Origin of the sequence: Mesorhizobium sp. WSM4884 (assembly GCF_029625675.1) — a bacterium.
Classification (GTDB): domain Bacteria; phylum Pseudomonadota; class Alphaproteobacteria; order Rhizobiales; family Rhizobiaceae; genus Mesorhizobium.
Map to the genome: position 1 here is coordinate 545552 of NZ_JARTVO010000001.1, position 18488 is coordinate 564039.

General features: G+C 62.9%; 15 protein-coding genes and 2 tRNA genes. 12 read left to right on the forward strand and 5 right to left on the reverse strand.

What is annotated here, in order from left to right; translation table 11 throughout:
* The first annotated feature begins 810 nt into the window (after nucleotides 1–810).
* Nucleotides 811–1134, forward strand: coding sequence for a hypothetical protein (locus P9236_RS02505; RefSeq protein ID WP_278073011.1), 324 nt, complete (start codon nucleotides 811–813; stop codon nucleotides 1132–1134).
* A 600-nt stretch (nucleotides 1135–1734) separates the two neighbouring features.
* On the opposite strand, the gene P9236_RS02510 is transcribed toward P9236_RS02505, so the two are convergent.
* A tRNA-Asn gene (locus tag P9236_RS02510) sits at nucleotides 1735–1809 on the reverse strand.
* A 206-nt stretch (nucleotides 1810–2015) separates the two neighbouring features.
* Between P9236_RS02510 and P9236_RS02515 the strand changes: the two genes are divergently transcribed.
* The 9 genes from P9236_RS02515 to P9236_RS02555 all read left to right on the forward strand — a co-directional run bounded on the left by P9236_RS02515 (nucleotide 2016) and on the right by P9236_RS02555 (nucleotide 13331).
* Nucleotides 2016–2276 (forward strand): hypothetical protein, encoded by a 261-nt coding sequence (locus P9236_RS02515; protein WP_278073012.1) that lies wholly within the window; start codon nucleotides 2016–2018, stop codon nucleotides 2274–2276.
* A 174-nt stretch (nucleotides 2277–2450) separates the two neighbouring features.
* Nucleotides 2451–2524, forward strand: a tRNA-Cys gene (locus tag P9236_RS02520).
* 114 nt (nucleotides 2525–2638) lie between these two features.
* Complete coding sequence (locus tag P9236_RS02525) at nucleotides 2639–3313, forward strand: protein-L-isoaspartate O-methyltransferase (protein ID WP_278073013.1); 675 nt, start codon at nucleotides 2639–2641, stop codon at nucleotides 3311–3313.
* A gap of 185 nt (nucleotides 3314–3498) precedes the next feature.
* Entirely contained in the window at nucleotides 3499–4881 is a 1383-nt protein-coding gene (locus tag P9236_RS02530; RefSeq protein ID WP_278073014.1) for a TolC family outer membrane protein, read from the forward strand.
* 237 nt (nucleotides 4882–5118) lie between these two features.
* The gene (locus P9236_RS02535) at nucleotides 5119–5952 is read left to right on the forward strand and encodes a PopZ family protein (protein ID WP_278073015.1); all 834 of its coding nucleotides are present in this window, start codon (nucleotides 5119–5121) and stop codon (nucleotides 5950–5952) included.
* Nucleotides 5953–6131: 179 nt separating this feature from the next.
* Nucleotides 6132–8915 (forward strand): valine--tRNA ligase, encoded by a 2784-nt coding sequence (locus P9236_RS02540; RefSeq protein WP_278073016.1) that lies wholly within the window; start codon nucleotides 6132–6134, stop codon nucleotides 8913–8915.
* 358 nt (nucleotides 8916–9273) lie between these two features.
* Nucleotides 9274–10503 carry an OmpP1/FadL family transporter gene (locus P9236_RS02545; protein WP_278073017.1) on the forward strand — a complete coding sequence of 410 codons (1230 nt, stop codon included), beginning with the start codon at nucleotides 9274–9276 and terminating at the stop codon, nucleotides 10501–10503.
* Nucleotides 10504–10792: 289 nt separating this feature from the next.
* On the forward strand, nucleotides 10793–12517 hold the full coding sequence (gene ilvD, locus P9236_RS02550; RefSeq protein WP_278073018.1) for a dihydroxy-acid dehydratase: 1725 nt from the start codon (nucleotides 10793–10795) through the stop codon (nucleotides 12515–12517).
* The gene (locus P9236_RS02555; RefSeq protein WP_278073019.1) at nucleotides 12504–13331 is read left to right on the forward strand and encodes a tetratricopeptide repeat protein; all 828 of its coding nucleotides are present in this window, start codon (nucleotides 12504–12506) and stop codon (nucleotides 13329–13331) included. The genes ilvD and P9236_RS02555 overlap by 14 nt, the downstream gene beginning before the upstream one ends.
* A 43-nt stretch (nucleotides 13332–13374) precedes the next feature.
* On the opposite strand, the gene P9236_RS02560 is transcribed toward P9236_RS02555, so the two are convergent.
* The 4 genes from P9236_RS02560 to erpA all read right to left on the reverse strand — a co-directional run bounded on the left by P9236_RS02560 (nucleotide 13375) and on the right by erpA (nucleotide 15308).
* Nucleotides 13375–13674, reverse strand: a complete 300-nt coding sequence (locus P9236_RS02560) for a hypothetical protein (protein ID WP_278073020.1) — start codon at nucleotides 13672–13674, stop codon at nucleotides 13375–13377.
* Between the two features lie 82 nt (nucleotides 13675–13756).
* Nucleotides 13757–14551, reverse strand: a complete 795-nt coding sequence (gene xth, locus P9236_RS02565; RefSeq protein WP_278073021.1) for an exodeoxyribonuclease III — start codon at nucleotides 14549–14551, stop codon at nucleotides 13757–13759.
* 7 nt (nucleotides 14552–14558) lie between these two features.
* Entirely contained in the window at nucleotides 14559–14951 is a 393-nt protein-coding gene (locus tag P9236_RS02570; RefSeq protein ID WP_278073022.1) for a VOC family protein, read from the reverse strand.
* Between the two features lie 9 nt (nucleotides 14952–14960).
* Nucleotides 14961–15308 carry an iron-sulfur cluster insertion protein ErpA gene (gene erpA / locus P9236_RS02575; RefSeq protein WP_278073023.1) on the reverse strand — a complete coding sequence of 116 codons (348 nt, stop codon included), beginning with the start codon at nucleotides 15306–15308 and terminating at the stop codon, nucleotides 14961–14963.
* Between the two features lie 70 nt (nucleotides 15309–15378).
* Here erpA and P9236_RS02580 point away from each other — a divergent pair, with 70 nt between their 5' ends.
* Together P9236_RS02580 and argS are read left to right on the forward strand one after the other, a co-directional pair.
* On the forward strand, nucleotides 15379–16596 hold the full coding sequence (locus P9236_RS02580; RefSeq protein ID WP_278073024.1) for a deoxyguanosinetriphosphate triphosphohydrolase: 1218 nt from the start codon (nucleotides 15379–15381) through the stop codon (nucleotides 16594–16596).
* Between the two features lie 61 nt (nucleotides 16597–16657).
* A complete protein-coding gene (argS, locus tag P9236_RS02585) occupies nucleotides 16658–18415 on the forward strand; it encodes an arginine--tRNA ligase (RefSeq protein WP_278073025.1) in 1758 nt (585 codons plus the stop codon).
* The last annotated feature ends 73 nt before the right edge of the window (nucleotides 18416–18488 follow it).

Consider the following 18488-nt stretch of genomic DNA (forward strand, 5'->3'; position numbering starts at 1 on the left):
CACTCGGAAGGGTGGCCGGCGCCTCTCGTTGGGGAGATTGCCTGAAGTGTGCGCCGGCCTGGCGGCCTATTAGGTCCGCCGCATATGCAAATCGGCTAACTTACCTCGAAAAGGTATGGTGCGATCGCGGAAGGCACGCCTCGCTTAACGTGACCCGGTTGCGAACCACTAGGCAAATGCGGCTTCGGCGCTGTTGGACAGCGGCGGCTGACACGTGCTCAGCGCGAGATTGCGCGGCGCGCTGAGGCCGGCCCGGGGCCGCGCATGTAGTAAAGTTCTGGCCGGTAGCTTGGTGCAACGAATTCGCGAAAGGCCGATACCAAGCGAGCGATCAAGGTCCACATCGAACGCCCTATGACCTTGTGACGGCCGGCGGACATGGCGGCAAAATCCGCGACGCCGATACGGTCGCGAGCGAAGGACCGCTCGAACAAAAGACTGAATGGGATTGGATTGCTGTCACAAGTCTCCATGCGGTCTCGGACGAAAAGAAGGCTATCCCGAGGGCCGTGGCCAAAAATGCTGCGGGAAGGCCAAACAGAACCTTACGCTTCGTCATTGTCCCAACCTCGCACACGCCGGTGTTGATATGGAACAGTGCCTAAATTCCCGGCGTGCCTGAAATTACGACCGCAAGAACCGTGCCACGCCCGCAGTCGAACGAAGGAACGATTTCCGGCGACGTCACGGACCAATGTCCCACCGTGATATCAGCGGGCAGGGACGTCGGTCGCAGGGTCGAATGCCACGTATGGCCCTTAGCCGGTTCATCAGAAATTGCTAAGACTCGCCCACATCGGGGAGTGTCGTATGGATCCGCTGCGCATTTACCTAGAGGCCAAGCGCTGGGCAGACTCGGTAGCGCCACCGCCTAGATACAATCCTTTGCTGGCAGGTGCGCTTGGGGCGACGATAGCCGGTGGCGTGGTCGCGTTTTTTTGCTGGCTTGTCGGCAGCAGCCACATGACAGGAGCGACCATCGTCACGATGATTTTGGCGTTCGCTCTGCCGTATTTCCACCTACGGAGCAAGGACTCGAACAATGCGGGGGCCTTTGCTTCGGTATTCAGCATCCTATTGGAACTGGAGAGGAAGAGAGAAACAGGTCCTCCAGAAACCTCTGCCGAAAAATGACCGGCGCCTCTCGGTGGAGGTTGCCTGAACGCTGGCGCCGGCCAGGGAGTGCGCACGCGCAGCCATAGCTGAGTCTTGACGCAGGGTCACTCGTCTCATTTCAGAACAGATCCCTGGCATCTGTCTTGCACGGCACAGCTTGCCGGTTGATCCCGGTCCTGATCGCGTACTCTGGTCAGGTAGTAGGCTCGCCGGGCTTGAGGGAGTTGGGGTCTCGCCCGGCGAGTTCCTTCTATACTTTGTCGCTAATGTGACCGGAACACATCCAAAGAACGGCCGGGACGCATCCATACGGACGATGCCTTTCGGCCAGCAACACAATATGGCCAGACGACCCTCAGCGCGCGTGCGGCGATCCCGACATCCATTGCCACACCGTCAGCATCGGAAATCCGGAGTTGCCGTGGCTCGAGGCCGAGCTTCTGGCCGCGGAGGCAAAATTCGCCGAGGCCCGGGAACATGATACGGGGCCCGGGAGCATGACAAGTGGGTTGTAAGCGAAGTTCAGGCCAATGCGATGTAGCCCGGATTGTCGCCCCAAGAGTGACCGTGCCGGCAGAGTGGCAGGATCGGCTTCCCAGCAAAATTATCGAGAATTGTTGGCTCCCCGGGCCGGATTCGAACCAGCGACCAACCGGTTAACAGCCGGTTGCTCTACCACTGAGCTACCGGGGAACGGAGGCTCTGATGTGAGTGGCGCAGCCTATAGCAAACACCTTTCGGCTTTGCAAAGCAGCAATTCGCAATTTTTCTCCAGTTTTTCGTGCGGCCATTTGTGGCATCGTTTCGGCGTGCCCACATATGAACGGCTTCACACTGGCACGGAACAAAGCGGCCGGTTGTTGCCTTTGGTACCGATGACGCAGATGGATCTGGTTTGAATGACGGCAGCTGACGACGACAATGCACCGGCGCGGAGGATCACGGTCTTGGGCCGCGAGTTCGCGATGCCGCGCTCGCGCGGACTGCGGATCGCGATCGGCGTGCTGCTCACCGTCGGCGGGATTCTGGGCTTTCTGCCGATTCTCGGTTTCTGGATGATTCCGCTGGGCCTGTTGGTCCTATCCTACGAATTCGCGCTGGTGCGTCGCCACAGGCGGCGCTTCGTCGTCTGGTGGGAACGCCGCCGCCGGCCCGATTGAGAGCCTGCCAGGAGGCGGCATCAAGCTCCGGCGACGCTGCCGAGGACGGCCGCAAGCGATCGGCAACCACTTGTCTGCGATGACGCATGGAAAGCGCCGGGAATGACCTGCCGGTGCTTGACGACCTTCCACCGCCAACATAATGAGTTCGCTCGGAACGCCGGGAGCATGGAAGGCCTCGTGGCGGAGTGGTTACGCAGAGGACTGCAAATCCTTGCACCCCGGTTCGATTCCGGGCGAGGCCTCCAATGCCCGGACTCCGGCGCCGTGGCGCCGGAGCGTCAGGTTCCGGTCGAATTCGCTCGCGGACCTTGGATCGGGCGCGGGTGGTGAATTGGCGCGGGGAGCGGGTTGGTTGGGACATGAACGCTGATTTCTCCGAACGCCGCGTGAGGATGGTCGATGGCCAGATCCGCACCACCGACGTGACCAGCGCGCCGCTGATCGAAGCGATGCTCTCCGTGCCGCGCGAAGTCTTTGTCGGCGCCAGCCAACGCGATCTGGCCTATATCGACGAAGACATCCGTATTTCCGACGGCGTCAATGGCGGCGGCGCCCGCTACCTGATGGAACCCTCGCCGCTCGCCAAGCTCCTGCAGCTGGCTGAGATCAGCGATAGCGATTCCGTGCTCGATGTCGGTTGCGGTACCGGCTATTCGGCCGCCCTGCTTTCCCGAATCGCGAAATCGGTGGTTGCATTGGAGAGCGATCCGGCGCTGGCGGAGGCCGCGAAGTCGACACTTTCGACACTTGGTTGCCAGAACGTGACGGTGGTGATCGGGCCGTTGCCGCAAGGTCATGCCGCCAAGGCGCCCTATGACGTCATCTTCGTCGGCGGCAGCGTCGAGGAGGTGCCGGCGGCATTGCTCGACCAGCTCGCGGAGGATGGACGGCTGGTTGTGGTCGAAGGGCGGGGCAACTCTGGCGTGGCCCGGCTATTTTTCAAGGCTGGGGGGGTTGTAACCGGAAGACGCGCCTTCAATGCGGCAATTAAGCCACTACCGGGGTTCGAACGTATCCATGCGTTCGAATTTTAAGCGTTTTTGCCTTGCGGCGAAGGCGCTGTCATGATCGCTTGCGCTTGAACAATCGTTGCTGATTTGCCTGACCGGGGATTTTCGGGGGGCGGTCAGCGGGGGAACGATAACAACGCGACGCGGGCTGACCCGAAAGGAGAGGCTGCGTGGCGTGGTTCCCATGCAAAACGAATGAGGGATAATACGTGCCGCCCCTACGCAAGACTTTTCTAACAGCCATGCTCGTTTCGGCGACAGCGCTTTCGCCATTGGCCGCATCGGCAGAAACCATCACCGGCGCGCTCGCCAAGGCCTATCAATACAACTCCCAGCTGAATTCCGCCCGCGCCGGCGTGCGCGTCACAGATGAAGGCGTGGCCATCGCCAAGTCGGGCTACCGGCCGACCGTCACCGGTTCCGGCAGCATCGATTACACCAATACGCACGGATTTGGTTCCAGCAGGAGAATAACGACCGGCAGTTTCGGCATTCAAATCAACCAGCTGCTGTTCGACGGCTTTCAGACCAAGAACAACGTCGCCGCCGCCGAATCGCAGGTGAAGGCTTCGGTCGAGAGCCTGCGCAACACCGAAGAGAACATCCTGTTCAACGCGGCAAGCGCCTATATGGACGTGATCCGCGATCGCCAGATCGCGGTACTGACCGAGCAGAACCTGCAATTCCTGACCGAGCAGGCGCGCGCCGCACGGTCGCGCTTCGAGGTCGGCGAGGGAACCCGCACCGACGTCGCCCAGGCCGACGCTTCGCGAGCGACGGCGGTGGCGCAGCTCGCCAGCGCCCGCGCGACGGCTCTGGCCAGTGCCGCGACCTATCACCAGATCGTCGGCGACGAGCCGGGCAAGCTCAAGGCTGCCGCGCCGCTTGGCAAGCTATTGCCGGGAAGCATCGATTCGGCCTTCACCATCGCCGCTGCCGAGCATCCGGCCATCCTTGCCACCGAACATCTCGTCGACGCCGCGGCGTTTTCGGTGAAATCGGCGGAAGGCGCGCTGCTGCCGCAGGTCTCGGCTTCCGCCGGCATTTCGGACAACTACAGCCACACCGTTCCTACCTCCCTCACCAACCCCAACGGCAGCTCGACGTCCGCCAATATCGGCGCCACGCTGACCATTCCGATCTATTCCGGCGGCCGGACCTCGGCGATCGTGCGGCAGAACAAGGAATCGCTCAGCCAAGCGCGCATCGAAGTCGACGTCAGCCGCGACCAGGTGCGCCAGGCTGTGGCGTCGGCGTGGACGCAGTACACCGCTGCCCGCGAAAATGTTGACGCCAACCGGCAGGTGATCGCCGCCGCGCAACTGGCGCTCAACGGCGTCATCGAGGAGCGCAATGTCGGCCAGCGCACCACGCTCGACGTGCTCAACGCGCAGAACGCGGTGATCACGGCCAAGATCAATCAGGCGAGCTCGGAGCACGACGTGGTGGTAGCGAGCTATGCGATCCTGTCGGCGATCGGCCGCCTGTCGGTCGACCGGCTCGGTCTGGCGGTCACCAAGTACAAGCCGGAAGAGCACTACAACGCCGTCAAGGACAAGTGGATTGGGCTGCGCACGCCGGACGGCCGCTGATCCTTCCTGTAAACTTCCAAAAGCGTCGCGTATCCGATGGATGCGCGGCGTTTTTGCATTTGAAAGCCAACCTGTCGGCTGCTGGCGCCGGAAGCGGCTAATCTGTTGAAATCCAATGTCTCCCCAGATTGGGGATTCTCGGATGACGATCGGTCGGTTACGCTGTCGCCATTGATTCGAATTCCGGCCGGCCGGAATGGAAATCTGCAATGGGTCACAAGGGCGGCGGATGTGACGATGGCGACGGCAAGCAGCGCACAGCGCGAACCTTCCATGGAAGAGATTCTCGCTTCCATCCGAAGGATCATCGAGGACAGCGACACCGGCCGCAAGCAACCGGCGGCCGAAGGCGGTGACGTGCGCCAGGACCTCCAGCCGACGCCGGCGGCGCCGGTCGCCGATGTTGACGCCTTCCGTTCAGAGCTGAACGCGGAATCCGCTCCCCGGAAGCCGGTGAGTCTTGCGGAGATTCAAGCCCAGCTTGCGGCGTCCGATCCGGCGGCCGCGCGCGCCGAGACGCGCTCCGAACCGATGAAGACCGCATCTGCACCCACCACCCTGGCGGAAGTCGGGGCCAGGATCACCGCCGAGCCCGACACGCCGGCGGTTGCAGGGGCGGCGGCGAGCGTGCCGCAAAGTGCGGATACCATCGTTGCCGACTGGCGGCGCGAGATCGCTGCCGTTGGCGGAAGCTCCGTCAAGGCGAAGGTGGCAACCCGTCCTCCGGAAGTGGCGCCCGAAGTCGAGATCCCCGAAGTCGAGATCGATGAGGAGGATGTTGCCGAGCCAAAGGCCGAAACCGCAGCGCCCGGTAAGGTTTCCGGGCCGTCCTCGACCGACTTGCCGCCGGCACGGCCGGCGATCCTGTCCGAGCATGCCGGCCGTCAGGTCGCGGCGGCATTCGGCGAGCTTTCCGACGCCTTCGCCAGCCGCAGCAAGAAGACCTTCGACGAGATGGCCGAGGAGATGCTGCGGCCGATGCTGCAGGATTGGCTCGACAACAATCTGCCGACGCTGGTCGAACGGCTCGTGCGCGAGGAAATCGAGCGCGTGGCGCGCGGCGCGCAGTGATTTCGCCCGGCCGTTGGAAGTAAAAGGCGCCGCCGTCGGGCGGGAAATGCGGCTGCGGGATTGCCGTCGATCGCGGCAAGCCTATCTGGGCCAGGCAGGCCTATCCTTCTCGCGGTTGACTCGGCCAAGAGCTTCCGATTTACACCGGACGCTTGTTACCGACAGTTCGGACTTCCTCCATGCTTGATAAAACCTACGACGCCAAGACCGTCGAGCCGAAGATCGCCAAAATCTGGGAAGAGACCGACGCGTTCCGCGCCGGCGCCGGCGCGGAGGAAGGGGCGGAAGCCTTCACCATCGTCATCCCGCCGCCGAACGTCACCGGCTCGCTGCATATGGGCCATGCGCTCAACAACACGCTGCAGGACATACTGGTGCGCTTCGAGCGCATGCGCGGCAAGAACGTGCTTTGGCAGCCCGGCATGGACCATGCCGGTATCGCCACTCAGATGGTGGTCGAGCGCCAGCTGATGGAAAGGCAGATCCATCGCCGCGACCTGACGCGCGAGGAGTTCATCGAAAAAGTCTGGGAGTGGAAGGCCGAATCCGGCGGCGCGATCTTCAACCAGCTGAAGCGGCTCGGCGCCTCGGCCGACTGGAGCCGGGAGCGCTTCACCATGGACGAGGGCCTGTCCAAGGCGGTTCTGGAGGTCTTCGTCACGCTCTACAAGGAGGGCCTGATCTACAAGGACAAGCGCCTTGTGAACTGGGATCCGAAGCTGTTGACGGCCATTTCCGACCTCGAGGTCGAGCAGCACGAGGTCAACGGCAATTTGTGGCATTTCCGCTATCCGGTCGAGGGGGCGGTGTTCGACCCCGAGAACCCGAAGACCTTCATCACGGTCGCGACGACCCGCCCCGAAACCATGCTCGGCGACACCGCTGTGGCCGTGCATCCCGATGACGAGCGGTTTCGCGATCTGGTCGGCAAGAACGTCATCCTGCCGATCGTCGGCCGGCGCATCCCCATCGTCGCCGATGAATATTCGGATCCGGAGAAAGGCTCAGGCGCGGTCAAGATCACGCCCGCGCACGACTTCAACGATTTCGAGGTCGGCAAGCGCCACAAGCTGCCGGCGATCAACATCCTGACCGTCGATGCCGCCGTCAAGCTCAAGGACAACGAGGACTTCCTCGCCGGTCTTGAAGTGACGCCGGAGCGGCAGGCCGTCTGGGATGAGCTCGACGGGCTGGACCGCTTCGCCGCGCGCAAGAACATCGTCGAACTGATGGAAGCAGGCGGCTTCCTCGACAAGGTCGAGCCGCATCGCCACACGGTGCCGCATGGCGACCGCGGCGGCGTGCCGATCGAACCGTTCCTGACCGACCAGTGGTACGTGAACGCGGCCGAGCTCGCCAAGCCGGCGATCGCCTCGGTGCGCGAGGGCCGGACCAATTTCGTGCCGAAGAACTGGGAGAAGACCTATTTCGACTGGATGGAGAACATCCAGCCCTGGTGCATCTCGCGGCAGCTGTGGTGGGGTCACCAGATACCAGCCTGGTACGGGCCGGACGGTCGCGTCTTCGTCGAGAAAACCGAGGAAGAGGCTTTAGCCGCGGCGATCGAATACTATCTGGCGCTGGAAGGGCCGTGGAAGGCCTGGGTCGAGGACAGACTGGAGAATTTCCAGCCGGGCGAGATACTGACGCGTGACGAGGATGTTCTCGACACCTGGTTCTCCTCGGCGCTGTGGCCGTTCTCCACACTCGGCTGGCCCGACCAGACGCCGGAGCTCAAGACCTACTACCAGACCGACGTGCTGGTGACCGGATTCGACATCATCTTCTTCTGGGTGGCCCGCATGATGATGATGGGCCTGCACTTCATGGACGAGGAACCGTTCCACACGGTCTATGTCCATGCGCTGGTGCGTGACAAGAACGGGCAGAAGATGTCGAAGTCGAAAGGCAACGTCATCGACCCGCTCGACCTGATCGACGAGTATGGCGCCGATGCGCTGCGCTTCACCTTGACCGTGATGGCGGCGCAGGGACGCGACGTGAAGCTCGACCCGGCGCGCATCGCCGGCTATCGCAATTTCGGCACCAAGCTCTGGAACGCGACACGCTTCGCCGAAATGAACGAGGTCGCCAGGAACGACGACTTCTGGCTGAACGATGCCAAGCTCGCGGTCAACCGCTGGATCCTGACCGAGCTGACGCGGGCGGCGCGCGCGATCACCGAGGGCATCACCTCATACCGCTTCAACGAGGCGGCGGGCGCCGCTTACCGCTTCGTCTGGAACCAGTTCTGTGACTGGTATCTGGAGTTGCTGAAGCCGGTGTTCACGGGCACGGACGAAGCCGCCAAGGCGGAAAGCCGGGCCTGCGTCGCTTTCGTGCTGGACGAGATCTACAAGCTGCTCCACCCGATGATGCCGTTCATGACCGAGGAGCTCTGGGCGCAGACGTCGGGGGAGGGCAAGGAGCGGGAGTCACTGCTTTGCCATGCTACCTGGCCGTCGCCCGATTTCGAGGACGACGACGCGGCCACCGACATCAACTGGCTGGTCGACCTCGTTTCCGGCATCCGCTCGGTGCGCTCGGAAATGAACGTGCCGCCGGCGGCGATCGCGCCCTTGGCGGTGATCGGCGCCAACGCAACGACGCGCGAGAGGCTCGAACGCCATGATCAGGCAATCAAACGCCTGGCCCGCGTCGGCAACATATCGCTGGCGGGAACGCCGCCCAAGGGCTCGGCTCAGATCGTCCTCAACGAAGCGACCGTCTGCCTGCCGCTCGGCAGCCTGATCGATCTTGCGGCCGAGGCTGCGCGCCTGCAGAAGGAACTGGCGAAGGTGACCGAGGAGATCGCTCGCCTGCACAAGAAGCTCTCGAACGAGAAGTTCGTCGCCAACGCGCCCGAAGAAGTGGTGGAGGCCGAGCGCGAAAAGCTTGCCGAATATCGCGAGGCGCAAGAGAAGCTTTCGGTCGCCCTGACCAGGGTTCGCGACGCCGGCTGAGGGCAAGATTCGCCCTCGCCGGAAGGCCGCTTTCCCAGCGTCACCCGCTGTGGATACAGCCATGCCGTTGCGTTAATTTTGACGTAAACGGAAACTTTGCGCCCCATTGTTGCCATAATGTAACAATGGGCCCCTTTTCCCGCAAAATGGCTTGTTTTTGGGCCTTATTGAAAGGTTTTTGCAGCTTTTTTCTGCCATTCGATGCCTGTCAAGCCGCGATTGGGCTCGATTTCGCGGCCGGGCACGATGGCGAAAATGCGTGCTGTCAAGGTGTACGTGTACAACTCTTGAATTCGTAGTTGCGCCGTTAACCCGAATTGGCTCTAGCTGATCCCGCGTATTTCGGGGAGGGATTTCCATGAACGTTTTGCGTCTTAAAGCGCTGCTGGGGATAGGGTGCTTTTCGCTGGCTTTGGTCGGCGCGGCGATGCACCCGGCGCAAGCCGGCGGCCTGGAGCGCGGCGGCTACGACATCGACCTGCTGTTCGATCCGGCGCCGTTCGCGACGGAAGCGGAAGCGACATACGTGATGCCGAACCGCAAGCTCAAAAATGCGGTCGACACCAGCGGTGCTGGCCTCACAGTCGGCAGCACGGCGGACGACAGCGAGAACTATTGGGTGCCGCGGATCGGCGCAAAAGCCCAAATCGTCCAGGGCGTCGACTGCATGGTCGATTATTCGCAACCTTGGGGTGCACATACTGCCCCCGGCATCTGGAACGGCTCGTACTCAAACATCGAAACCGATATCAAGAGTAACAACTACGCCGCGACCTGCTCCTACAAAATGGATGCCGGCAAGGGCCAACTTCGGTTTATCGGTGGCGTGTTCTACCAGGAAGTCTATGGCTTCAAGGAAAGCTATGCGAGCCCACTTCTGGGTACAATCGTTGGCCGCGTGGATTTGGACAGCAGCGGCTGGGGATGGCGCGCGGGTATTGCTTACGAGATCCCAGATATCGCTCTTCGCGCCAGCCTCGTCTACAACTCTCAGGTAAGGCTGGACAATATCGACGGGACGCTGAACGTTGGTGGTGTTGTTACCAACATTTATGCTCCAACCCAGTCCATGCCGGATTCACTGGAACTGAAACTGCAATCTGGTATCGCGCCAGGTTGGCTTGCCTTCGGTTCGATCAAATGGGTGAATTGGAGCGTTCTGCAGATTGTTCCGATTTGTACGGATGCCTCGAAGGCGTTCGGCTTCGCTTGTAACAGCGGAGTGACGAATCCAAGCATCAGGCCAACTTCGCTTGACCTGATGTATCGCGACGGCTGGACCGTTTCCGGCGGCATCGGTCACAAGTTCAATGATCAGTGGAGCGCCGCTGGTCAACTCACGTGGGACCGCGGTACCTCGCATGGTTATGGTTCGCAGACCGACACCTGGACGCTTGGTGGCGGCGTTGCCTACACGCCGAAGCCGAATATCGAAGTTCGTCTGGCTGGCGCGATCGGTGTCATGACCAGCGGGCACTCCGGCACGCTGACTGACAAGAACGGTTACACGGCTGGCACCGATGTCAGCTATGACTTCGGCAACGATCTGGTCACGGCGATTTCGGGCGGTGTCAAGATCAAGTTCTAAGCGTTCGCAATTCCACGAGAAAGGCCCGGGCATCGCCCAGCCTTTTTTCGTTGTGCAATCAATGGTCATGTCCGATTGGCCGACCCTATGTTGCAGATTCTCATCACAACCGCCCTTTACGATTGTGACGTTTTGGCAACAGTTTATGAACAACCCCCGCTCTAGAAGTCTCGCCGAGGGAACTGCCTATTTCCCGCCATAAACCCGGAGCAACCCGGATAGGTCTCGGGATGCGTGCCAGGTTGGCGCGGCGATGGGACCGGCCGCGGGGTGTGCGGCAAGGACGAGTATGGACGCCAGGGTGATCTCCAAGGCCAAGCTGCCCAGCCGCCACGTGACCGAAGGTCCGGCGCGCGCGCCGCATCGCTCGTACCTCTATGCAATGGGATTGTCGGCGACCGAGATCGCGCAGCCGCTGGTCGGCGTCGCCAGTTGCTGGAACGAGGCGGCGCCCTGCAACATTTCGCTGATGCGCCAGGCGCAGGTGGTCAAGAAGGGCGTGGCGGCCGCCAACGGCACGCCGCGCGAATTCTGCACCATCACCGTCACCGACGGCATCGCCATGGGCCACCAGGGCATGAAGTCGTCGCTGGTGTCGCGCGAGGTCATCGCCGATTCGGTCGAGCTCACCATGCGCGGCCATTGCTATGACGCTTTGGTCGGGCTTGCCGGCTGCGACAAGTCGCTGCCCGGCATGATGATGGCGATGGTGCGGCTCAATGTGCCGTCGATCTTCATCTATGGCGGCTCGATCCTGCCCGGCAGCTATCGCGGCCGGCAGATCACCGTGCAGGATGTGTTCGAGGCGGTCGGCCAGCATTCGGTCGGCACGATCAGCGATGACGAGCTGCTGGAGATCGAGCAGGCTGCCTGTCCGTCGGCGGGTTCCTGCGGCGCCCAGTTCACCGCCAACACGATGGCGACCGTCGCCGAGGCGATCGGCCTTGCCTTGCCCTATTCCTGCGGCGCGCCGGCGCCCTACGAAATGCGCGACCGCTTCAATTTCGCTTCCGGCGAAAAGGTGATGGAGCTGATCGCCAAGAACATCCGGCCGCGCGACATCGTCACCCGCAAGGCGCTGGAGAACGCGGCGACCGTCGTGTCGGCCACCGGCGGCTCGACCAACGCGGCGCTGCACCTGCCGGCCATCGCGCATGAGGCCGGCATAAAATTCGACCTTTTCGACGTGGCGGCGATCTTCGAGAAGACGCCCTACATCGCCGATCTCAAGCCCGGCGGCAAATATGTCGCCAAGGACATGTTCGAAGCCGGCGGCATTCCGCTCCTGATGAAGACGCTGCTCGACCACGGCTATCTGCACGGCGACTGCATGACGGTCACCGGCCGCACTTTGGCCGAAAATATGGAGCACGTTGCCTGGAATGACAGCCAGGATGTGGTCCGTCCCGCCAATCGGCCAATCACCAAGACGGGCGGCGTCGTGGGCTTGAAGGGCAACCTTGCCCCCGAAGGCGCGATCGTGAAGGTCGCCGGCATGTCGGAACTGAAATTCTCAGGCCCGGCGCGCTGCTTCGATTCGGAAGAGGAGTGTTTCGAAGCGGTCACGCAGCGCAATTACCGCGAAGGCGAGGTTCTCGTCATCCGCTATGAAGGGCCGCGCGGCGGGCCGGGCATGCGCGAGATGCTGTCGACGACGGCAGCGCTCTACGGCCAGGGCATGGGCGGCAAGGTGGCGTTGATCACCGACGGGCGCTTCTCAGGCGCCACACGCGGCTTCTGCATCGGCCATGTCGGGCCGGAGGCGGCGGTCGGCGGACCGATCGGGCTCATCAAGGATGGCGACGTGATCTCGATCGACGCCGTGAAAGGCACGATCGAGGTGGCACTTTCGGATGCGGAACTCGCGGCACGGGCAAAGGAATGGAAGGCGCGCGAGACCGACTATCAGTCCGGCGCGATCTGGAAATATGCGCAGACCGTAGGGTCGGCTCGCGACGGCGCGGTCACCCATCCGGGCGGTGCGAAAGAAACACACTGCTATGCGGACATTTGAGGTGTTGAGGTCGTCGGTCCTTTCGGCACTGGTCGCGGTAGCGATCTTGGGCGCCGTCGGGCAGGCCATGGCCTTCGACGACAAGGTGTTCGACGACAAGACCGGGGTGAAGCCGCAGTCGAGCCCGTGGGCGGTGTTCCAGTTCGGCTTCTCCGCCTACAAGAATGGCCACAAGGACCAGGCGGTCGAGGCCTATAAATATGCCGCCGAGAACGGCCAGATCGGCGCCACCTGGAAGCTTGCGCGCATGTATGCCGAAGGCGACGGCGTGGCGCGCGACGATTATGCGGCCTTCAAGTTCTTCTCGGAGATCGTCGACCAGGACGTCGAGCCCGGCTCGCCGGAGGAAAGCTATGTCTCGGACGCCCTTGTCGCGCTCGGCGACTATCTACGCAAAGGCATCCCGGGCAGCCCGGTCGAGGAAAACGAGGTCGCCGCGCAGGAATACTACATGCGCGCCGCCGCCAACTACCGCAATCCGAACGCGCAGTTCGAGATCGGCCAGATGTTCCTCAAGGGCGAGGGCGGCGTGAAGGCCAGCGTCAAGCAGGCCGGGCGCTGGCTGCAGCTGGCGGCTGAAAAAGGCCATGCCGGCGCGCAGGCGACGCTCGGCAATCTGCTGTTCCAGAGCGGCAAGGTCGTGCGCGGCCTGGCGATGATGACGGCCGCACTCGAGCGTGCTCCGCCCGCCGATCAGCCCTGGATCCGCAGCATGCAGGAAGAGGCCTTCGCCGCCGCCGGCGAAGCCGACCGCCGCACGGCGATTTCGCTGGCCGACGACATCCTGACAAAGGGCAACAACGGCGACCAGTAAGCGGGGCCAGACCTCCCCCCTCAGAGGGGAGATCAGCAGCTCCTCAGTTCTCGGTCGGCTCCGTCGGCATCAGGCTGGGCGCCGGCGTCGAGATCGAGGTCGGGTGCAATTTCGGCGCCTGGCTCTCGCCTGGGCACTCATCCTTGACCTTCGTCCACGACGTGTTGTTGAGGACCATGTCGCAGCGCGCGAGGTGACTTTCGCCGGCAACGGTCAGGCAGGCCGTCTCACCGACCTTGAAGGATTTGCCGTTGGCAAGGCATGCCTGCGCGGCCGCCACCGACGCCGGCGCGGCAAACGCCAGCGCAAGGCCGGCCAGGCAAAGGACAAATCGGACAGCCATCGAACCCCCGCAACAATGCGCATCAAACGCGCAATTTGTGGCGATATCGGGGTCTTACGAAAGCCGCCTGCAGCTGGTGCTTTCAGGCCGGCTGCAAGTCGAGATCGATCGCCACCGGCACATGGTCGGAGGGTTTTTCCCAGGCGCGCACATGTTTTTCGACCGAGGCCGAGGAAAAGCGGTTGGCGGCTTCGGGCGACAGCAAGAGGTGGTCGATGCGAATGCCGTTGTTCTTCTGCCAGGCACCGGCCTGATAGTCCCAGAAGGTGTAGACATCGGGCGAGTCGGTCACGGCGCGCACGGCCTCGGTAAAGCCGAGATTCTTCAGGCGGCGGAAGGCCTGCCTCGTCTGCGGCTGGAACAGCGCGTCGTTCCGCCAGTTTTCGGGGAACCTGGCGTCGGCGGGCTCGGGGATGACATTGTAGTCGCCGGCCAGCACCAGCGCTTCCTCGAGCCTCAGCCGCTCTTCCGCCCAGCGCTCCAACCGCGCCATCCACGACAGCTTGTAGGAAAACTTCCGCTCGTCATCGATCGGATTGCCGTTCGGCAGATAGAGCGAGGCGACGCGCAAGGCGCCTTTATCGGTCGAGAAGACGCCTTCGATGAAGCGCGCGTGGTCGTCGGCATCGTCTCCGGGCAGACCGCGATTGACCTCGTCGAAGGGGAGCTTCGACAGGAGGGCGACGCCGTTGAAGCTCTTCTGGCCGTTGGTCTCGACATTGTAGCCGAGCGCTTCGATCTCGGCGCGCGGGAACTGATCGTCGAGGGTCTTGATCTCCTGCAGGCAGACGATGTCCGGCGCGCTCTCGGTCAGCCAGTGGGTGAGATTGCCGATGCGGGCGCGGACGCCGTTGATGTTCCAGGTGACGATCTTCATGCGGACCTCAATCTTCTTCCGGCGCAAGGCGCTCGACGAGGCCGATCGTATTGCCTGCGGGGTCCTTTAGAAAGGCCATCCATTCGCTTTCCCCCGCCGGACCGAAGCGGCCTTCGGTGTCGCGGTGCACGAGCGTGGGCGGAGCGGTGAAAGGGATACCGGCGGCTTTCGCCTCGGCGTGGAAGGCCTCGAGACAGGCGATGTCGAGATAGACGGTGCCCGGCGGAATACCGTCGGTGAAGAGCAGCCGCACATCGCCGGCCATGATGAAAGCGATGCCCGGCGGATCGTAACGCGCATGCACGCTCATGCCGAGCACGCCCTGCCAAAAGGCCAGCGTCGCATCGAGATCGCGCCCTGCCGACAGCGCGACCTGGCGGACCGCGCCGATCGCAGGCATCGGAGTTCGTCAGACGGAGAAGCTGGTGCCGCAGCCGCAGGAGGCGACGGCGTTGGGGTTCCTGATCTGGAAGGACTGGCCCATCAGGTCGTCGACGAAGTCGATCACCGAACCGCCCATATAGACCAGCGAGAGGTCGTCGATCAGGATCGTCGCGCCATCCTTTTCGATGGCGACGTCGTCGTCGTTGCGACTGTCGACCAGATCGAACTTGTAGGAAAAGCCCGAGCAGCCGCCTCCTTCGACGGAAACGCGCAGCGCCGTCTTGCCCGGCTCGCCGGACAGGATCCTGGCGATCCGCTTCGCGGCCGCTTCGGTCATCTCGACCTTCATGGCAGTCTTGGCATCCGCGCCCATCGGCGTCACCTTGCTTTCGGTTTCCCATGATAGGTATGAAGCGGGCGCGGGCAAGTCAACTGGTGGGTGAATGGGCAAGGATGCTCTCGGCGATATCGGATTCGGCTACCGGCCGCGCGCCGTCTATGCGAGCCATCCGGCGCGCTCGCGCGGCCGGCTGTTCGACGAACCGGAAAGCCCGACCCGCACGCCGTTCCAGCGCGACCGCGACCGCATCATCCACTCCACCGCTTTCCGCCGGCTGAAGCACAAGACGCAGGTGTTTGTCGCGCATGAGGGCGACCACTATCGCACCAGGCTGACGCATTCGATCGAGGTGGCGCAGATCGCGAGAGCCCTGGCGCGGGCGCTGCGCGGCGACGAGGATCTCGCCGAAGCCGTCGCCCTGGTGCACGATTTCGGCCACACGCCGTTCGGCCATACGGGCGAGGAGGCGCTGAACGAGAAAATGGCCGCCTGGGGCGGTTTCGACCACAATGCGCAGTCGCTGCGCATCGTCACCAGGCTCGAGCGGCGCTATGCCGATTTCGACGGGCTGAACCTTACCTGGGAGACGCTGGAGGGGTTGGTCAAGCATAATGGGCCGCTCACCGATGCAAGCGGGAAGGGACTGAAAGGCCCGGTGCCGCAGGCGATCCGCGACTATTCCGAACTGCACGACCTCGAGCTCGATCGCTTCGCCGGCATCGAGGCGCAGTGCGCCGCGATCGCCGACGACATCGCCTACAACACGCATGACATAGACGACGGCCTGCGCTCCGGCTTCCTGACGCTTGAAATGCTCGATGACGTCGGCCTGCCGGGCTCGATCCTGAAGGGCGTGCGCGCCCGCTATCCGCAGCTAGACGACGTTCGCACCGGCCACGAGTTGATGCGCCGGCAGATCACTTTGATGGTGGAGGATGTCATTGCTTCCGCCGCAGCCAATATCGAGCGCCTCAAGCCGGGCAGCGCCGATGCGGTGCGGGCGGCGGGCGAGACGATGGTGACCTTCTCGGCCGATATGGCCGCGGCCGAAAAGGAACTGAAGGCCTTCCTCTACAAGCATCTCTACCGGCATTCCGAAGTGATGCGCGTGCGGACGGACGCCGAACAGATCGTCCGCGATCTGTTCGATGCCTATTTCGCCGACCCGCGCGCCATGCCCGACGGATGGCGCGAAGGGCTCGACAGGGCGCAGGATCGCATCAAGGCACGCAGCGTTGCCGATTTCCTGGCCGGCATGACCGACACCTATGCGCTCAAGGAGCATAGGCGTCTGTTTGACCACACGCCCGATTTGAGCTAGGGCGAGCCACGATTTTGCCGGCCAAGCAGCCGGTCGCCTCTTAAAGCCCAGAGCACACCCGATGAATATCTTCGCCGATTTCAACGCGCGGATCGTAAAAGCTGTCGAAGCCCTTGATCTGAAAGACAAGGATGGCGTGTCGCCGGACCTGTCGCGCATCGCGGTCGAGCCGCCGCGCGATGCGAGCCATGGCGACCTCGCCACCAATGCGGCGATGGTGCTGGCCAAGCCCACCGGGCAGAACCCGCGCGCGCTGGCGGAAAAGCTGGCCGAGGCCCTGCGCGCCGATGCCGACATCGCGTCGGCCGACATCGCCGGCCCGGGCTTCGTCAACCTCAGGCTGAAGGATGGGTTCTGGCAGACGCATCTCGCGGTGCTGCTCGGCGAGGGCCGCAACTATGGACGCTCGAAGGTCGGCGGCGGCCGCAAGGCCAATGTCGAATATGTCTCGGCAAACCCGACCGGCCCGATGCATGTCGGCCATTGCCGCGGCGCCGTCGTCGGCGACACTTTGGCCAACCTGATGGCGTTCGCCGGTTACGACGTAACCAAAGAATATGTCATCAACGACGCCGGCTCGCAGATCGACGTGCTTGGACGCTCGGCCATGCTGCGTTATCGCGAGGCGCTCGGCGAAAACATCGGCGAGATCCCGGCCGGTCTCTATCCAGGCGACTATCTGGTCCCTGTCGGCCAGGCGCTGGCCGAGGAGTTCGGCCTCGGACTGCTGGAGATGCCGGAAGAGGAAGCGCTGCCGATCGTCAAGGACCGCACCGTCGACGCGATGATGGCGATGATCCGCGAGGATCTGGCGCTGCTCAACGTGCATCACGACGTGTTCTTCTCCGAGCGCACGCTGCATGCCGACAACGCCAAGAAGATCCGGGCGGCGATCGCCGACCTGACGCTCAAAGGGCATATCTACAAGGGCAAGCTGCCGCCGCCCAAGGGCGAGAAGCCGGACGATTGGGAGGACCGCGAGCAGACGCTGTTCCGCTCGACCGCCGTCGGCGACGACATGGACCGGGCTCTGGTGAAGTCGGACGGCTCGTTCACCTATTTCGCGGCCGACGTCGCCTATCTCAAGGACAAGGTCGAGCGCGGCTTCGTCGATCTGATCTATGTGCTCGGCGCCGACCATGGCGGCTACGTCAAGCGGCTGGAAGCGCTGGCGCGCGCGGTCGCTGGCGACAGGGTGAAGCTCACGGTGCTGCTCTGCCAGCTGGTGAAGCTGTTCCGCGACGGCGAACCGGTCAGGATGTCGAAACGGTCGGGCGATTTCGTCACGCTGCGCGACGTGGTGGAAGAGGTCGGCCGCGACCCGATCCGCTTCATGATGCTCTACCGGAAGAACGATGCGCCGCTCGATTTCGACTTCGCCAAGGTCACCGAGCAGTCCAAGGACAATCCGGTGTTCTACGTGCAGTACGCCTCGGCGCGCTGCCACTCTGTGTTCCGGCAGGCGAGCGAGCAACTGGGCGAGGCGAATTTCGATCGAAACCGGCTCGTGGCCTCCGTCGCGTCGCTGACGGATGAGGGCGAAATCGGCCTGATCCGGAAGCTGGCTGAATATCCACGGCTAATCGAATCCGCGGCACTTGCATTGGAGCCGCACCGGCTGGCATTCTACCTTTACGATCTGGCTTCCAGCTTCCACGCACACTGGAATCGGGGCACCGACAACCCAGACTTACGTTTTGTTAAGGTTAACGACCCACAATTGACGTATGCCAGACTAGGGCTGGTGCAGGCTGTTTCGGATGTTTTGACCTCCGGCCTGACGCTGATAGGAGCTGATGCGCCTACCGAAATGCGTTAGGTTTGACTAAAAAACCTGTCACCTTTTGCCCACATTGCGCTGGTAAGGGCCAACCCTGCGCGACGTCCATGGC